12 protein-coding genes and 1 tRNA gene are annotated in these 17,007 nt (G+C 71.8%); 11 read left to right on the top strand and 2 right to left on the bottom strand.

Annotation, left to right across the window (positions count from 1 at the left end; translation table 11 throughout):
* Window positions 1-225 precede the first annotated feature (225 nt).
* Both D581_RS0120135 and D581_RS0120130 read left to right on the top strand, forming a co-directional pair.
* Entirely contained in the window at window positions 226-549 is a 324-nt protein-coding gene (locus D581_RS0120135; protein ID WP_018959009.1) for a hypothetical protein, read from the top strand.
* Between the two features lie 259 nt (window positions 550-808).
* Window positions 809-1,474: a hypothetical protein gene (locus D581_RS0120130; protein WP_018959008.1), complete on the top strand. Its 666-nt coding sequence runs from the start codon at window positions 809-811 to the stop codon at window positions 1,472-1,474.
* Window positions 1,475-1,539: 65 nt separating this feature from the next.
* On the opposite strand, the gene D581_RS0120125 is transcribed toward D581_RS0120130, so the two are convergent.
* Together D581_RS0120125 and D581_RS0120120 are read right to left on the bottom strand one after the other, a co-directional pair.
* Window positions 1,540-3,204 (bottom strand): ATP-binding SpoIIE family protein phosphatase, encoded by a 1,665-nt coding sequence (locus tag D581_RS0120125; protein WP_026290724.1) that lies wholly within the window; start codon window positions 3,202-3,204, stop codon window positions 1,540-1,542.
* 431 nt (window positions 3,205-3,635) lie between these two features.
* Window positions 3,636-3,710, bottom strand: a tRNA-Arg gene (locus tag D581_RS0120120).
* A gap of 233 nt (window positions 3,711-3,943) precedes the next feature.
* On the opposite strand from D581_RS0120120, the gene D581_RS0120115 reads away from it, so the two are divergent.
* The 9 genes from D581_RS0120115 (at window position 3,944) to D581_RS0120075 (ending at window position 16,923) form a co-directional block, all read left to right on the top strand.
* Window positions 3,944-4,357: a response regulator gene (locus tag D581_RS0120115; RefSeq protein WP_018959006.1), complete on the top strand. Its 414-nt coding sequence runs from the start codon at window positions 3,944-3,946 to the stop codon at window positions 4,355-4,357.
* A 137-nt stretch (window positions 4,358-4,494) separates the two neighbouring features.
* Entirely contained in the window at window positions 4,495-5,829 is a 1,335-nt protein-coding gene (gene nrtL / locus D581_RS0120110; protein WP_018959005.1) for an ArgS-related anticodon-binding protein NrtL, read from the top strand.
* 34 nt (window positions 5,830-5,863) lie between these two features.
* Entirely contained in the window at window positions 5,864-7,255 is a 1,392-nt protein-coding gene (lysA, locus tag D581_RS0120105) for a diaminopimelate decarboxylase (protein WP_018959004.1), read from the top strand.
* 151 nt (window positions 7,256-7,406) lie between these two features.
* Window positions 7,407-8,705 carry a homoserine dehydrogenase gene (locus D581_RS0120100; protein ID WP_026290723.1) on the top strand — a complete coding sequence of 433 codons (1,299 nt, stop codon included), beginning with the start codon at window positions 7,407-7,409 and terminating at the stop codon, window positions 8,703-8,705.
* 7 nt (window positions 8,706-8,712) lie between these two features.
* On the top strand, window positions 8,713-9,783 hold the full coding sequence (gene thrC, locus D581_RS0120095) for a threonine synthase (RefSeq protein ID WP_018959002.1): 1,071 nt from the start codon (window positions 8,713-8,715) through the stop codon (window positions 9,781-9,783).
* Between the two features lie 422 nt (window positions 9,784-10,205).
* Entirely contained in the window at window positions 10,206-11,123 is a 918-nt protein-coding gene (gene thrB / locus D581_RS0120090) for a homoserine kinase (RefSeq protein WP_018959001.1), read from the top strand.
* Between the two features lie 391 nt (window positions 11,124-11,514).
* Window positions 11,515-13,563 (top strand): transcription termination factor Rho, encoded by a 2,049-nt coding sequence (rho, locus tag D581_RS0120085; RefSeq protein WP_018959000.1) that lies wholly within the window; start codon window positions 11,515-11,517, stop codon window positions 13,561-13,563.
* Window positions 13,564-13,817: 254 nt separating this feature from the next.
* On the top strand, window positions 13,818-15,548 hold the full coding sequence (locus D581_RS0120080; protein ID WP_018958999.1) for a trypsin-like serine protease: 1,731 nt from the start codon (window positions 13,818-13,820) through the stop codon (window positions 15,546-15,548).
* Between the two features lie 271 nt (window positions 15,549-15,819).
* Window positions 15,820-16,923: an LCP family protein gene (locus D581_RS0120075; protein ID WP_018958998.1), complete on the top strand. Its 1,104-nt coding sequence runs from the start codon at window positions 15,820-15,822 to the stop codon at window positions 16,921-16,923.
* Window positions 16,924-17,007 lie beyond the last annotated feature (84 nt).

The following is a 17,007-nucleotide window of genomic DNA, read 5'->3' as shown; positions in this document are numbered from 1 at the left end:
GCGGTAACCGCCAAGGCAGCGGCGCATTCCCCCGCGCCCCGGCCCCGGGCACATGGATGCGCAGACCTCCTTACCGCACAGGCGCTTGAGGCCCGGTCCCACGGTGCCCAGCCTCCGGACGGAGGCGCGCCTTCTTCACACGTTCTCGGTCCTCCGTACCGCACGCTGTGGCACCGTGGATCGACTGACGACTCGGATGTCCGAGCGTCCGCAGAGGGGGACATCATGCGCTTTCGTACCGCTGCGGCCTCGGTCGTGTTCGTCCTGTGCGCCACGACCGGCGCGACGGCCTGTTCGTCCTCGCCGGACGCCACGGAGGCCGAGCGGCCCGCCACCCGCTCCGGGCCGGCTTCGGTGGAAGGTCTGGCGGAGAACATCGAGACGGGCAAGCGCCAGGCGGGCCCGCCCGCCCTGAACGAGCAGAGCATGGCGGGTCCGGAGAAGTGCGCGAAGGCCACCGCCGACACCCCGCCGGAGTGCGCCCTCGACCTGTCGTTCGCCGACCTGGCCGAGGGGGAGAGGGCCCTCGAGCCGCCCGCTCTGCCGTGAGCACTCCGCTCACGAACGGGTGAGAGTGCCGGAACAGCCGGAACAGGAGGGCGGGCACACAGACGTGTGCCCGCCCTCCTGTTCCGCGTCTTGGACCGCTTTCGGGCAGGTACGGCGCACGTGACGCAGGGGCATCACCGGGCCCCCGCGTCACGGAAGCCCCTTCCATCCGTCACGACGATCTCTTAGTCTCACACTCTGTTCACATATTGGTATTTGATGACCTCGCAACAGAGGTCAGGCACGGGGGTAGTGAAGCATGCGTGAAAAGTGGCGCTCGAAGGTGAGCGTTCTCGCCGGCGCGTCAGCACTCGCGGTCTCGGCGGTCACCGTGACGCCGGCGCTGGCCGACGGCGTCACGGCGGGCCCCCAGGAAGTGCGGTTGCCGGCGGACGTGCGGATCGTCGAAGGCGGGGCCACGGCGCCCGGGGAGGATGTTCCCTCCCCGGCGGAACCGGCGGAACCGGCGGAACCGGCGGAACCGGCGGAACCGGCGGAACCGGCGGAACCGGCGGAACCGGCGGACCCGGCAGGACCGGCGGAACCGGCAGGACCGGTGGAAGGCGCGGCACCGGGCGGACAGGCGGAAGCCGTGGCCGCGGCCGCTCCGTCGTCGAGCGCGTGCCTGGGATCGACCGCCGCCTACGGCGCCAGTGGGTGCTTCCAGCACAACGGCGACATCGTCTGGGCGGGCGACACGAAGAAGGACGGTATGTCCGCGGCGGTCGGTGTCTACACCGACTACGGGCGCGCCGAGGAGGTCTGCGTCAACAAGCTGGGCGTGGACACCTGGGCGACCTGCAACAAGGACTACCGCGAGGACGGCAACGTACGTCTCCGGGTCCTGCGCTACGACGGCGACACGGGCAAGTTCTACCAGCCCGAGACCTGGTCCGGCTGGATCCCGGTCAACGGGAAGTTCTGACGGCCCACCTCGCGGGGGGTGAGCCGGACCGCGCTCCGCCAGGGCGGCCCGACCGTCGACATCCGTCAGTCGGGGTCGAAGGCGGAGGCGGTGACGTCCTGTTCGGCCCAGACCAGTTTGCCGGTGGGCGTCCGGCAGGATCCCCAGCGTCGGCACAGCATGTTGATGAGCTGGAGGCCCCGGCCGCCTTCATCGCTGAGAGTCGGCGGCTGAATGTGCGGGAGATCCGCTCCCGTGTCGGTGACCTCGACCGTCACCCGGTCGTGACGCAGCAGCCGCAGCTGACCGGGGCCGCCTCCGTAGCGCAGGGCGTTGCCGACCAGCTCGCTGACGACGAGCTCGGTGGTGTCGACCAGCCCGGCCAGGTTCCACCGGCCGAGCTGCTCCCGCACCAGCCGGCGGGCGGCGGAAGCGGCGGTGGCGTCGGACGGCAGCTCCCAGACGACGACGTCGCCCTCGCCGGAGACGGGGTGGCTGGTGGACATCAGCAGGACGGCCTCGTCGAAGCGGGTGCCGGGTCCCACCCCGGACGTCACCAGAGTGCCCAGGAGAGCGGGATCCATCCGCGACACGGTGTCGCGCAGCCTCTCCAACTGGGTGTCCAGATCATCCGTGCGGGTCTTGAACAACCCGTCGGTGTAGAGCACAAGCCGGCTTCCCGCGGGCGCCGGCAGACGGACAGAGGTATACGGGATGACGCCGGCGCCGAGCGGTGCGCCCAGCGGCACGTCGACGTGCGTGGCGTACCCCGTGCCGTCGACCAGCAGCGGTGGCGGATGTCCCGCACTCGCCAGGGTGTAGTCCCCGGTCGCGGGGTCGTACACCGCGCACAGGCAGGTGGCGACCTGGTCGTCGTCCAGGTCGCGGGCGGCCAGGTCCATGCGGGCGAGGGTGTGTTCGGGGGCGATGTCCAGGGCCATGAGCGTGCGCGCCACCGTACGCAGCCGCCCCATGGTCGCCGCGGCCGACAGGCCATGGTTCATGACGTCGCCGACGATCAGGGCGCTCCGGCCGCCCGGCAGGGCCACCACGTCGTACCAGTCCCCGCCGACGCCGCTCATGTCCGTCGGCGGGGCGTAGAAGGCGTCGACGCCCAGGCCTGGTGTGCTCGGCATGGCACGAGGGAGCAGGCTGCGCTGGAGGGCGACCAGGCGCTCCCGCTCCTGGCCGTACAGACGCGCGTTGTCCAGGAAGACAGCGGCCCGCGAGGCGAGTTGCATCGCGAGCGCGAGATCGGTGTCGGTGAAAGGAGGCCTGTTGCCCGCGCGAATGAAATCGGCCACGCCCAGCAGTACGCCCCGAGAGATCAGCGGCACAGCCATGTAGCTGTGCACCCCCCCGGCGCGCAACAACGCCGCCGCTTCGGGTGTAGGAGCCACCCACCCGTAGTCGTCGGCGCTCAACCGGGCCAGCAGCACAGGCTTCCGCTCGGTCAGGCAGCGGTCCACCGCTCTCTCCTGATAGACGGAGATCTCCCCGACCGGGTCCGGCTCCAGGTGCGCCAGCGCGTCGATGACGGCCACGGCGATGGCTCGGGTGCCGGTCGGCTGTGCGTCGGCCCGCACACCCTCCTCGCCACGAAGCACCGACTCGAGGAGATCGACGGCCCCGCCGTCCGCCAGCCGGGGCACGACGAACTCGACCAACTCCTGCGCCGTGCGCTCCAGATCGAGCGTGGTCCCGATGCTCGTACTCGCCTCGTTGAGCCACTCCAAGTGGTCGCGGATCACGGAACGGCCGGCCGATGCCGCGCTGCGACGGTGCCGGGAGATCGCTGTGGCGGCCCCGCTCCGTGTGCGCAGCGGGCCCCTCCTGCGGTCGCCTTCTCGCACGAACCGAGCCTCCCGTCTGGCGCCTGCCTGGCCGGATTGAACCATACTCCCGCGCATACGCGAGGCGGACCGGTCGGAGCGCAGGCGGATCGGAGGAATCCCCCTCGGCGGCCGACCGGCGCCGCTCGAAGAGGGACGGGGCGGACGGCGCCCGGCCGCCGTCGGCGTCGGCCGTACCCGGCTCGGTTACCTCCGCGCGGATGCTCGGTGCCGCACAGCGGGCCGTCCCGGGGCCGCGCCCCTGGCATCTGCCAACTGCCCACTCATGGAAACAGACCCCCCGATCTGGCTGAATGCCTGATCAGAGGGCCTGTATGGCACCTGAACTATGGTGCCCCCGGCAGGATTCGAACCTGCGCACCCGGCTCCGGAGGCCGATGCTCTATCCCCTGAGCTACGGGGGCGTATCGCGGTGCTGCTCTGCGACGGGTGAAACACTACCAGCTCCCGCGGGGTGCCCGTGAACAGGTATTCCGCCGTGCCTCCGCGCCTCTTCCTCCCGGTCGCCGCGCCTCTTCCTCCCGGTCGGGCGGTCCGTGGGAGCCGTGGCCGCCCCACGGGGGCCGAAGTGGACAAAACCCGGACGCCGCACCTCCGGCCGACCTACTCTCGAAGGGTGCCAGGGGCTTACGGCCGCGTGCTTGTTGTCGACGACAACAAGGTCATCCGGCAGCTGATCAGGGTCAATCTCGAGCTGGAGGGCTTCGAGGTCGTGACCGCGGCCGATGGTGTCGAGTGCCTGGACCTGGTCGAGCGGGTCCGCCCCGACGCGATCACCCTCGATGTCGTGATGCCCCGGCTGGACGGTCTGGAGACCGCCACCCGCCTGCGCTCCGACCCCCGGACCCGTAGCCTTCCCATCGCCGTCATCAGCGCCTGTACGCCCTACGAGGTCGACGCGGGTGTGGCGGCCGGGGTCGACGCGTTCCTGGCGAAGCCCTTCGAGCCCAGCGAGCTGGTGCGGATCATGCGCCGGCTGGTGACGGGGGAGGAACAGCCCTCGGAGGACGGCCGGCGCGGTGCCGGGCGGGCGGGGAGCGCCACCGGCTGACCGGGGCGGCGAACCGGTCCCGGGCCCACCGGGGCGGTGCCGCCGGTCCGGCCGACCCGGGCGCCGGGCCGGGTCCGGCCGACCGGATGGCGAAACCGGGTCGCGGAGTGCCCCCCTCTCTCACCTACGCTTGACCCGTGACCCCCGCCGACCTCTCCCGGACCGTGCTGCGCGCCGTGCGCCGCGCGGTCGACGAGGATGCCTTGCGCGCACCCGTGCCCGCGCGCGTGCGGGTGGAGAGGACCCGGCCCGGCGGCAGCGGGGACTACGCCTGCGCCGTCGCGCTCCAGCTCGCCGGGCCCGCCGCGTTGCCCCCCCTGGAAGTCGCCCGCATCCTGCGGGAACGCGTCGTCGCCGAACCCGGCGTCGGACGGGTCGAGATCACCGGACCGGGGTTCCTGAGCTTCACCCTCGACGCACCGGCCGCGGGCGACCGTGCCGTGCTCGACGCCGTACGGGAACAGGGCCTCGCGTACGGACACGGGGACGCGCTCCGGGACGAGACCCTCCAGTTCCACCACGCCCGGGAGGTCCGCGCCGCCGTCACCGCCCACGCCGTCCGCCGGCTCGTCATCGCCCAGGGCGCCCGGGTCCGGGTCAGCTGCGAGGAGACGCCCGACCCGGACTGGGCCCGCCTCGGCGTCACCGTGGACGCGCACGGGACGCCCCCCGTGCCGCTCACCGGGATCCGGCCCGTCCCCGCCGGGGCCACCGCGGGGGAGCTGCTGGAGCGGCTCGGGTCCGACGCCGCCCGCTGGGGACTCCTGCGGCCCGCCGGGCACGACCGAGCCGCCCTCGGCCCCGGACTGCTCGTCCAGGGCGAGGCGAACCCGCTCTTCCGGGTCCGTCACGCCCACGCCAGGGCCCGCGCCCTCACCCGTGGGGCCGCCCTCCTCGGCTTCACCGCCGAGCCCGCCCCGGGCGCCGGGCATGCCGCGCACAGCGGAAGCCACGCCGAGCCCGCCCCGTACGCCCAGCCCGCCGGGCCCGCCGCGCACAGCGGAAGCCGCCCCGGGCCCGCCCCGTACGCCGGGCCAGCCGCGTACGCCGGGCCAGCCGCGTACGCCGGGCCAGCCGCGTACGCCGGGCCAGCCGCGTACGGCCGGCATGCCGAGCCCGCCCAGCCCGCCGGGCCCGCCGCGCACCGCGGAAGCCATCCCGAGCCCGCCCCGGGCGCCGAAGGCCCCGCCCCGTACGACAGTGCCGCCCGCCCCCTCCTCGACCTCATCGCCGACCACCCTGGCGTCCTGCTCGCAGCAGCCCGTCACCGCGCGCCCGACCGGGTCGCCCGGCAGCTGGAAGCCGTCGCCCACGCGTTCTTCGACTTCCACGACTCCTGCCCGTCCCTGCCCGCCGGTGACGAGAAACCCTCGGCCGCCCACCGCGCCCGGCTGGCTCTCGCCGAAGCCGCCGGGACGGTGCTGGCAGGCGGCCTGTCCCTGCTCGGCATCCGCGCGCCCGAACACCTCTGACGCGATCAGACAGAGACCCGAAAGAACCATCACGATGAGCCGCTCCGCACACCCCGCAGGACCCCGTCACGCCGACGTCCTCACCGAGGGGCACTACTCCGCGCCCGCCGCCGACCTCAACGTCCTCGACGAGAAGGTCTGGTCGCGCACCGTCACCCGTGACGCGGACGGCGCCCTCACCGTCGGCGGGATGACCGTCGCCCGGCTCGCGGAGGAGTTCGGCACCCCCGCCTATTTCCTCGACGAGAGCGACTTCCGGGCCCGCTGCCGCGCCTGGTCCGACGCCTTCGGGCCGGACGCCGACGTCTTCTACGCCGGGAAGGCCTTCCTCTCCCGCGCCGTCGTGCGCTGGCTGAAGGAAGAGGGGCTGAACCTCGACGTGTGCTCCGGCGGGGAGCTGACCACCGCGCTCGACGCCGGTATGCCCGCCGAGCGCATCGCCTTCCACGGCAACAACAAGACCGTCGCCGAGATCGAGCGGGCCGTCGAGGCGGGCGTCGGGCGGATCGTGCTCGACTCCTTCCAGGAGATCGTCCGCGTCGCCCACATCGCCCGGCGCCACGGCGTCCGCCAGCGGGTGCAGATCCGCGTCACCGTCGGCGTCGAGGCCCACACCCACGAGTTCATCGCCACCGCGCACGAGGACCAGAAGTTCGGCATCGCGCTCGCCGACGGGCAGGCCGCCGAGGCCGTGCGCCGCGCCCTCGCCCTCGACGGCCTCGAACTCATCGGCGTCCACTCGCACATCGGCTCGCAGATCTTCGACATGGCCGGCTTCGAGGTCTCCGCCCGCCGCGTGGTGCAGCTGCTCGCCGAGATCCGCGACGAGCACGGCGTCGAACTGCCCGAGATCGACCTCGGCGGCGGCCTCGGCATCGCGTACACCTCCGAGGACGACCCCCGCGAGCCGCACGAGATCGCCAAGGCGCTCAGCGACATCGTCACCCGCGAGTGCGAGGCCGCGAAGCTGCGCACCCCCCGGATCTCCGTCGAGCCGGGGCGCGCCATCGTCGGCCCCACCGCGTTCACGCTGTACGAGGTCGGCACGATCAAGCCCCTGGAGGGGCTGCGGACGTACGTCAGCGTCGACGGCGGCATGTCGGACAACATCCGCACCGCGCTGTACGACGCCGAGTACAGCGTCGCGCTCGTCTCCCGCACCTCGGACGCCGAACCGATGCTGGTCAGGGTCGTCGGCAAGCACTGCGAGAGCGGCGACATCGTGGTCAAGGACGCGTTCCTCCCCGCCGACCTGGCCCCCGGCGACCTGATCGCCGTCCCCGCCACCGGCGCGTACTGCCGTTCCATGGCGAGCAACTACAACCACGCGCTGCGCCCGCCGGTCGTCGCGGTCCGCGACGGAGAGGCACGCGTCATCGTCCGGCGCGAGACGGAGGAAGATCTCCTGCGCCTCGATGTCGGCTGATGAAATAGTCATCTCAGGATCCGGACGACGGTCAGAAACTCCCGTCCGGTGAGTGAGACTGGTCCCCAATGAGCATGGCCCTCCGGCGGTCGGGGGTGCGACGCCGCCCCCCGTCTCCGGAGGGTCCAGGTATGAGAAACGAGGTCGGATGATGCGTACGCGTCCGCTGAAGGTGGCGCTGCTGGGCTGTGGTGTGGTCGGCTCAGAGGTGGCGCGCATCATGACGACGCACGCCGACGACCTCGCGGCGCGCATCGGCGCGCCCGTCGAGCTCGCCGGCGTGGCCGTCCGCCGGCCCTCGAAGGTGCGTGAGGGCATCGACCCCGCGCTGATCACCACCGACGCCACCGCGCTCGTGCGGCGTGGCGACATCGACGTCGTCATCGAGGTCATCGGGGGCATCGAGCCGGCCCGGGCGCTCATCACCGCCGCCTTCGAGAACGGCGCGAGCGTCGTCTCCGCCAACAAGGCGCTGCTCGCCGAGGACGGCGCGGCCCTGCACGCCGCCGCCGAGAAGTACGGCCGCGACCTGTACTACGAGGCCGCCGTCGCCGGGGCCATCCCGCTGGTGCGGCCGCTGCGCGAGTCGCTCGCCGGGGACAAGGTCAACCGGGTCCTCGGCATCGTGAACGGCACGACCAACTTCATCCTCGACAAGATGGACACCAGCGGGGCCGGCTACTCCGAGGCGCTCGACGAGGCCACCGCCCTCGGGTACGCCGAGGCCGACCCGACCGCCGACGTCGAGGGCTTCGACGCCGCCGCGAAGGCCGCGATCCTCGCCGGGATCGCCTTCCACACCCGCGTGAGGATCGGCGACGTGCACCGCGAGGGCATCACCGAGGTCACCGCCGCCGACATCGCCTCGGCCCGCCGGATGGGCTGTACGGTCAAACTGCTGGCCATCTGCGAGCGCGCCGCCGACGGGGCCTCCGTCACCGCACGCGTCCACCCCGCGATGATCCCGCTCAGCCACCCGCTGGCCTCGGTCCGCGAGGCGTACAACGCGGTCTTCATCGAGGCCGACGCGGCCGGGCAGCTCATGTTCTACGGGCCCGGCGCCGGCGGCTCGCCGACCGCCTCCGCGGTCCTCGGCGACCTCGTCGCGGTCTGCCGCAACAAACTGGGCGAGGCCACCGGCCCCGGTGAGTCCGCCTACACCCGCCTGCCGGTCAGCCCCATGGGCGAGGTCGTCACGCGGTACCACATCAGCCTCGACGTGGCCGACAAGCCGGGCGTCCTCGCCCAGGTCGCGACGGTCTTCGCCGAGCAGGGCGTGTCGATCGACACCGTACGCCAGCAAGGACGTCCAGACGGGGACGGCGAGGCGTCCCTCGTCGTCGTCACCCACCGCGCGCCCGACGCCGCCCTCTCCGGGACCGTCGAAGCGCTGCGCAAGCTCGACACCGTGCGCGGTGTCGCCAGCATCATGCGTGTTGAAGGGGAGTAAAGGACCCATGACCAGCAAGGGCACCCACCAGTGGCGCGGCATCATCGAGGAGTACCGGGACCGGCTTCCGGTCACGGCGACGACTCAGGTCGTCACGCTTCGTGAGGGCGGTACGCCGCTCGTTCCGGCACAGGTCCTCTCCGAGCGCACGGGCTGCGAGGTGCACCTCAAGGTCGAGGGCGCCAACCCCACCGGTTCGTTCAAGGACCGCGGCATGACCATGGCCATCACCCGGGCCAAGGAGGAGGGGGCGAAGGCCGTCATCTGCGCCTCCACCGGCAACACCTCGGCCTCCGCCGCGGCGTACGCCGTGCGCGCGGGGATGGTCTGCGCCGTCCTCGTACCGCAGGGCAAGATCGCGCTCGGCAAGATGGGCCAGGCGCTCGTGCACGGCGCCAAGATCCTCCAGGTCGACGGCAACTTCGACGACTGCCTGACCCTGGCCCGCTCGCTCTCGGACAACTACCCGGTGGCGCTGGTCAATTCGGTCAACCCGGTCCGTATCGAAGGCCAGAAGACCGCCGCGTTCGAGATCGTCGACGCGCTCGGGGACGCCCCCGACATCCACGTCCTGCCGGTCGGGAACGCGGGCAACATCACCGCGTACTGGAAGGGATACACCGAGTACGCCGGTGACGGCGTCTCGACCCGCTCCCCGCGCATGTGGGGCTTCCAGGCCTCCGGCTCCGCGCCCATCGTGCGCGGCGAGGTCGTCAAGGACCCCTCCACCATCGCCACCGCGATCCGTATCGGCAACCCGGCCTCCTGGGACTACGCACTGGCCGCGCGCGACGAGTCGGGCGGCTTCATCGACGAGGTGACGGACCGGCAGATCCTGTCCGCGTACCGGCTGTTGGCCTCCCAGGAGGGCGTCTTCGTGGAGCCCGCGTCGGCCGCCTCCGTCGCCGGCCTGCTCAAGGCCGCCGAGGAGGGCAAGGTCGACCCCGGCCAGCGCATCGTCTGCACGGTCACCGGCAACGGCCTCAAGGACCCCGACTGGGCTGTCGCGGGCGCACCGCAGCCGGTCACCGTCCCGGTCGACGCGGCCACCGCCGCCGAGAAGCTCGGCCTCGTCTGATCCGGTCCCGGGCCGGGCGCCGGCACGCGCCGCGGCCGGTCCGGGAACCGCGACAACCCGCCCAACCAGCCCCTTTCCGGGGCGAGAGCGCATGGGAGGCGGGCGACACGCATCGTGCGCCTCCTGTGCGCCCTATGTCGCCACAGAACCTTCCTTCGATAAGCTGTACCCCATCCGCCCGGCATCCGCCCGCCGGACCGCCACGCCTGCGGTCCCCGTCACGGCCGTCGGGCCGGTCGCCGGATTCCCGCATCGATTCGGAGCCCTCCGCACAGCCGCGACCCCCACCGCCATGACCCCCGCCGATCGCCCCCACCTCTGAACCACCCCTGAACACCACCCCTCACCACCGCCCTCACGCCCCGCCGCCGCAGAGCCACCCGCACTGCATCCCCGCCGCCTTACAAGGAGTGGTCCGACCGATGGCCGGTCCCGCGTTCCGAGCCGCCGCCGTCAGGGTGCGCGTCCCCGCAACCAGCGCCAACCTGGGCCCGGGTTTCGACGCCCTGGGCCTCTCGCTGGGGCTGTACGACGACGTCGTCGTCCGGGTCGCCGACTCCGGGCTGCACATCGACATCGCAGGTGAGGGCAGTGAGACGCTGCCCCGCGACGAGAGCCACCTGCTCGTGCGCTCCCTGCGCACCGCGTTCGACCTGCTCGGCGGCCAGCCCCGCGGGCTGGAGATCGTCTGTGCCAACCGCATCCCGCACGGCCGCGGTCTCGGCTCCTCCTCCGCCGCCATCTGCGCCGGAATCGTCGCCGCCCGCGCCGTGACGACGGGCGGCGACGCCCGCCTCGACGACGCGGCCCTGCTGGAGCTGGCGACCGAGATCGAGGGACACCCCGACAACGTCGCGGCCTGTCTGCTCGGCGGCTTCACCCTCGCCTGGATGGACGGCGGCGCGGCCCGGGCGATCCGGATGGACCCCGCCGAATCCGTCGTCCCGGTGGTCTTCGTACCCGGGCGCCCGGTGCTCACCGAGACGGCGCGCGGCCTGCTCCCGCGCACCGTCCCGCACGTCGACGCGGCCCTCAACGCCGGCCGGGCGGCCCTGCTCGTCGAGGCCCTGACCCGCCGCCCGGAGCTGCTGCTCGCCGCCACCGAGGACCGGATCCACCAGGAGTACCGGGGCCCCGCCATGCCGGAGAGCGTGGAACTGGTCAACCGCCTGCGCGCCGACGGCGTGCCCGCGGTCATCTCCGGCGCGGGACCCACGGTCCTCGCGCTGACGGAGGAAGGCTCGGCCGACAAGGTGGCCCGACTGGCGGGGGAGGGCTGGGCGGCGAACCGGCTGGCCCTCGACGCGACGGGCGCCAGTGTGCTGCCGCTGGCCGCGTAACCGCATGTGATTGCCGGTGAGCGAGAGGGGGAATGTTTGTTGGAGCCGGTAGTGTTAACCTCAAGTCTGCAACCGACGTCTTTGAGGCGCGTTGCTTCGTGTCCCCCTTCGGGACCACCATTCTTCCGGGAGCCTCCCCAACTGCCTGAGCAGCCTGCCTGAGCAGTTTCGAGCACGCTCCGGAACCGGCACGACACCCCTCGCTCGTCCAGGAGTGGGCCGAGCAGGGGGATCTCGCGCCGGACCCCGCACGTTCATCTCTCCGCCGTACACCCGGCGGACCACCGCCCCGGCAAGGTCCGCGATCCAGCAAGATCAACAGACCGCTGTCGGACAGCACAACCGGTCGCCGAGCCAGAAGGCCGACGTCCGCTCCAGGGAAGGACCCTTCGTGAGCGACACCACCGATCTGATGGGCGTGACTGCCGACAAGAGCGTCGACAGCGCCGCGCCCGCCGAAGGTGCTGCCACTGGCACCACCGCACGGCGCCGCCGCTCCGGCACCGGCCTCGAGGGCATGGTCCTGGCCGAGCTGCAGCAGGTCGCGTCCGGCCTCGGCATCAGGGGCACCGCGCGGATGCGCAAGAGCCAGCTGATCGAGGTCATCAAGGAGGCGCAGGCGGGTGGCGGATCCGCCGCCCCCAAGGCCTCCTCCAAGGCCGCAGAGGCCCCCGCCGAGGCGGAGAGCAAGCCGAAGCGCCGCGCGACCTCGAAGGCGCGCACCGGGGACGAGGCCGCCGCTGCCGCCGCCGAGAAGGACACGGCCCAGCAGCAGATCGACATCCCCGGTCAGCCGGCCAGCGACGACCAGCCCGCGGGCGAGCGTCGTCGCCGTCGTGCGACCGCGCAGGCGGGCAGCCCCGACACCAAGACCGAGGCGAAGACCGAGGTCAAGGCCAAGGCGGAGCCCCAGGCCGAGCAGAAGACCGAGGAGCGGGGCGAGCCGAAGGGCGACGCCAAGGCCGAGGCCGCGGCCGACACGGCCGAGGGCCGTCGCGGCGACCGTCAGGGCCGCGGTGAGCGGGGTGAGCGCGGCGAGCGCCGTGAGCGTCAGCGCGACCGCCGCGGCAAGGGCGACGACCAGGGCCAGCAGGGCGGCGGCGGGCAGCGCCCGCAGCGCCAGGGCCAGGGCCAGGGCGGCGGTCAGGGCCAGGGCCAGCAGAACCGTGACACCGGGCCGCAGGACGACTTCGACGACGAGGCGGGCGGCCGTCGCGGCCGCCGCGGCCGCTACCGCGACCGCCGTGGCCGTCGCGGGCGCGACGACTTCGCCAGCGATGTGCAGGTGGCCGACGACGACGTCCTGATCCCCGTCGCGGGCATCCTGGACATCCTCGACAACTACGCGTTCATCCGGACCTCCGGCTACCTGCCGGGCCCGAACGACGTGTACGTCTCGCTCGCCCAGGTCCGCAAGAACGGCCTGCGCAAGGGCGACCACGTCACCGGCGCGGTGCGCCAGCCCAAGGACGGCGAGCGGCGCGAGAAGTTCAACGCGCTGGTCCGCCTCGACTCGGTCAACGGCATGGCCCCGGAGTCGGGCCGCGGTCGCCCCGAGTTCCAGAAGCTGACCCCGCTCTACCCGCAGGACCGGCTCCGTCTGGAGACCGACTCCAACATCCTGACGACGCGGATCATCGACCTGGTGGCCCCGATCGGCAAGGGGCAGCGCGGGCTCATCGTGGCCCCGCCGAAGACCGGCAAGACCATGATCCTTCAGGCCATCGCCAACGCGATCACGGTCAACAGCCCCGAGTGCCACCTGATGGTCGTCCTGGTCGACGAGCGTCCGGAAGAGGTCACCGACATGCAGCGGTCGGTGAAGGGCGAGGTCATCTCCTCGACCTTCGACCGTCCCGCCGAGGACCACACCACCGTCGCCGAGCTGGCCATCGAGCGCGCCAAGCGTCTCGTCGAGCTGGGTCACGACGTGGTCGTCCTGCTCGACTCGATCACCCGTCTGGGCCGCGCGTACAACCTCGCGGCGCCGGCCTCCGGCCGCATCCTGTCCGGTGGTGTCGACTCGACCGCGCTCTACCCCCCGAAGCGCTTCTTCGGCGCCGCGCGCAACATCGAGGACGGCGGCTCGCTGACCATCCTCGCCACCGCGCTCGTCGAGACCGGCTCGCGCATGGACGAGGTGATCTTCGAGGAGTTCAAGGGCACCGGCAACATGGAGCTCAAGCTCGACCGGAAGCTCTCGGACAAGCGCATCTTCCCGGCGGTGGACGTCGACGCGTCCTCCACCCGTAAGGAAGAGATCCTGCTCGGCACCGACGAGCTGGCGGTCGTCTGGAAGCTGCGCCGGGTGCTGCACGCGCTCGACCAGCAGCAGGCGATCGAGCTCCTCCTGGACCGGATGAAGAAGACCCAGTCCAACGCGGAGTTCCTGCTCCAGATCCAGAAGACGACGCCGGGCAGCGGAAACGGCAACGACTGACGTTCACCCCGCTGTTCCGCTGTTCCGCTGTTCCGCTGTTCTGCGAAAGCGCCCCGTTACCCCGGTGACGAGGGCGTTTTCGCGTTATACGATCAGCGGCAGTAGGTGGGGGGGAACGTATTTTCTATACGCCCACTGTGATGTCTCCAGTGGGGAGAACTCTCTCCTTCGCACGCACGTACACGGCGCCGTCACCGAGGTGCGCCGTGTTCATCGAGGGGAGACCTGTGACATCTGGCAGACGGAGGGGTTTCATGACCCTCCCCGTGGCAACTGCCGTGCTCGCTCTGGGAGCGGGGGCACTCGCCGCCGTTCCCGCGCAGGCCGCGGACACGGTCCCGCTTCCGGGCAAGCAGAACAACACCCAGAAGCGGTCCGACGTACCGCAGACCGAACTGCTCGACATCGTCAAGCGATCGGCCGCCGAGCTGGCGGAGGGCGAGTCGGGTGCGCCCGCGCCCGGCGGAGCCACGGAACCGGCGCCGGAGCGCACCGCCGATCCGAAGATCATCGGGGGGGCCGACGCCCTGATCTCCGAGGCGCCGTGGATGGTGCAGCTGCACTACTACGACGACAAGGGAACCTCCGGCACCGCGGACGACGAGAGCTACTTCTGCGGTGGCACCCTCGTCGCGCCCGCCAAGGTCCTGACCGCCGCGCACTGCGTGGACGGACTGGACTGGAACAAGAACGGTACCGTCGTGGGCGGCACCGCCAAGCTCCCGGTCGGCAGTGACCTGAACGGCGGCCAGGCCGTGGGCGTCTGGCGTCAGTGGGTCCACCCCGCTTACGACGACGCCGAGTTGAGCAGCGACGTCGCCGTGCTGACGCTGGGCGCGGCCCTCCCGTACAAGACGCTCCAGCCGGCCTCCGGCGCCGAGACGGCGCTGTACAGGCAGGGCACCCGTGCCACCGTCTACGGCTGGGGCCGCACCAGCTCCACCAGCGAGGCCATCTCGCCGACGCTGCGCAAGGCCACGGTGCCGATCAACGCCGACTCGACCTGCGCGTCCTTCTACGGCTCCGAGTTCATGGCCGGGAAGATGACGTGTGCCGGAGTGCCCGCGGCAGGCCAGGACGAGGGCACCGTATCGCCGTGCAACGGCGACTCCGGTGGTCCGCTCGTGGTCAACGGCCGTATCGCGGGCGTCGTTTCGTGGGGCGTCAAGGACTGCGTCGCCACCGGCGCGTACAGCGTCTACTCCAAGGTCAGCTCGTTCTTCGGGCAGATCAACCCCCGGATCGACGACGCCAACCTCAACTTCGACACCACGGCGGACCTGTTCGCCCGGCAGTCGAAGGGCGAGGCGTTCGAGTACTACTCGAACGGCAAGGCGTTCACCGCGCCGGCGGCCCTCGGCAACTGGGGCGCGGTCAACCTGGTGCGTCAGGTCGACTGGGACCGCGACTTCTACCAGGACTACGTCTACCGCGTCGGCAACGACCTGTACTGGTTCTACTTCGACGGCACGGACTGGGCCGAGAAGAAGATCGGCACGGGCTGGTCCTCGTTCAAGAACATCCTCTTCCCCGGCGACATCACCGGTGACGGGAACCCCGACCTCGTCGGCATCGACAGCACGGGCACCCTCGTCACCTACCCGGGCCGCGGCGACGGCACCTTCGCGGCCAAGGTCACGGCGGGCTCCGGATGGGGATCGCTGAAGCTGTTCGGCAAGGGCGACTACAGCGGTGACGGCATCGCGGACCTGCTGGCCCGTGACGGGAAGGGCCAGCTGTGGCTCTACGCCGGCCGTCACAACGTCGCCTCGCCGTTCGCCAACAAGGTCCTGGTCGGCACCGGCTGGCACTTCTCGGCCTACATCGCCACCGGGGACAACACCGGTGACGGCAAGGCGGACCTCACCGTCCGTGACAGCACGGGCGCGATGTGGTTCTACCCGACCAGCGGTTCGGCCACCAAGCCCTTCGGACCGAAGCTGAAGGCCGGCACCGGCTGGAACGGATTCAACCTCTTCGGCTGATCCCGGCCGACGCCGGCCGGCCCGAGACCTTGGCCACACCGGCCCCGGTCCACGGACCGTCCGCCACATCGCTGTACCGAGCACGAAACCCCAGGTGAACGCCGCCTCGCGGCCCGTTCGCCCGAGCGCCCTGTGGCCCCCGTCCTCCGGCGGGGGCCACAGGCGCGTATGCAACCCTTCTTGCTGCTTCGGCCGTCCCACCGGGAGAGGCCGACCGCGCGTGGGCACCACGGCAGGGGGCAGACGGGCAACGGGAGTGACGAGGAGACGCGTGAGCGAGCAGAGCAGGAGCACCGGCCGCATACGCGGCACCGGCAGCCGACGGAGGAAGCCGTCCCGCCGGCACCGTGCCAAGGTCGTCGCGGCCTGGACGGCGGCGGGTGTGGTGGTCGTCGGCGGGGCCGGGCTCGGATACGCCTACCTGGCGCTCGACGGCAACCTCTCCAGCATCGACATCGACGCCAAGCTCGGCACCGACCGTCCCGACGACGTGGACGACGGCTCGCAGGACATCCTGGTGCTGGGCTCCGACTCGCGCTCCGGCGACAACGGGGAGTACGGCGAGGACGAGGGCGCGGCCCGCTCCGACACGGCGATGGTCATGCACATCGACAAGGGCCACAAGTCCGCGAGCGTCGTCTCGATACCCCGCGACACCCTGATAGAGCGCCCCGCCTGCGAGAGCGACACCACCGGCGACGAGGTCCCCGCCGAGCACCGGACGATGTTCAACACCGCCTACGAGGTCGGCGGCCCCGCCTGCGCGGTGAAGACCGTCGAGTCGCTGTCCGGCATCCGCATGGACCACTACCTGGAAGTCGACTTCACTGGCTTCAAGGAGCTCATCGACGAGCTCGGCGGCGTGGAGATCACCACGAAGACCGCGATCGACGACTCCAAGAGCCACCTGGACCTGGAGCCGGGCACCCACACGCTGAACGGCGAGGAGTCCCTCGGCCTCGTCCGTACGCGCAAGAGCGTCGGCGACGGCAGCGACCTCGGACGCATCCAGCTCCAGCAGGCGTTCATCAAGGCGCTCATGGAGCAGGCGAAGAGCGTCGGGGTGTTCACCAGCCCCACCAGGCTCTACGGCCTCGCGGACGCCGCCACCAAGGCCGTCACCACCGACTCCGGGCTCGGCTCCGTCAAGAAGCTCACCGGTTTCGCGGGCGGCCTCAAGGGGCTGAACGCCGAGAACGTCCACATGGTGACCCTGCCCGTGGAGTACGACCCGGCCGACCCGAACCGGGTCCTGCCGCAGGAGAAGGCCGGCCGGCAGGTCTGGGCCGCCCTCGCACACGACCGGCCGATCCCCGCCTCCGCCACCGAGAAGTCGGCCGGCGACAAGGGCGACGCCGCCGAGGTCGTCGAGTAGCCGCCCACCCGTCACGCTCCGTGCGCGGGCAACGGGGGAATACCTGCGCCCCGCCCCCGGTTTTGGGAGATACGGCCGGTCCTG

The sequence above is a fragment of the Streptomyces sp. CNB091 genome (assembly GCF_000377965.1).
Note: the sequence above shows the minus strand (reverse complement) of the source record. Positions and strands in the feature narration are given on the sequence as shown.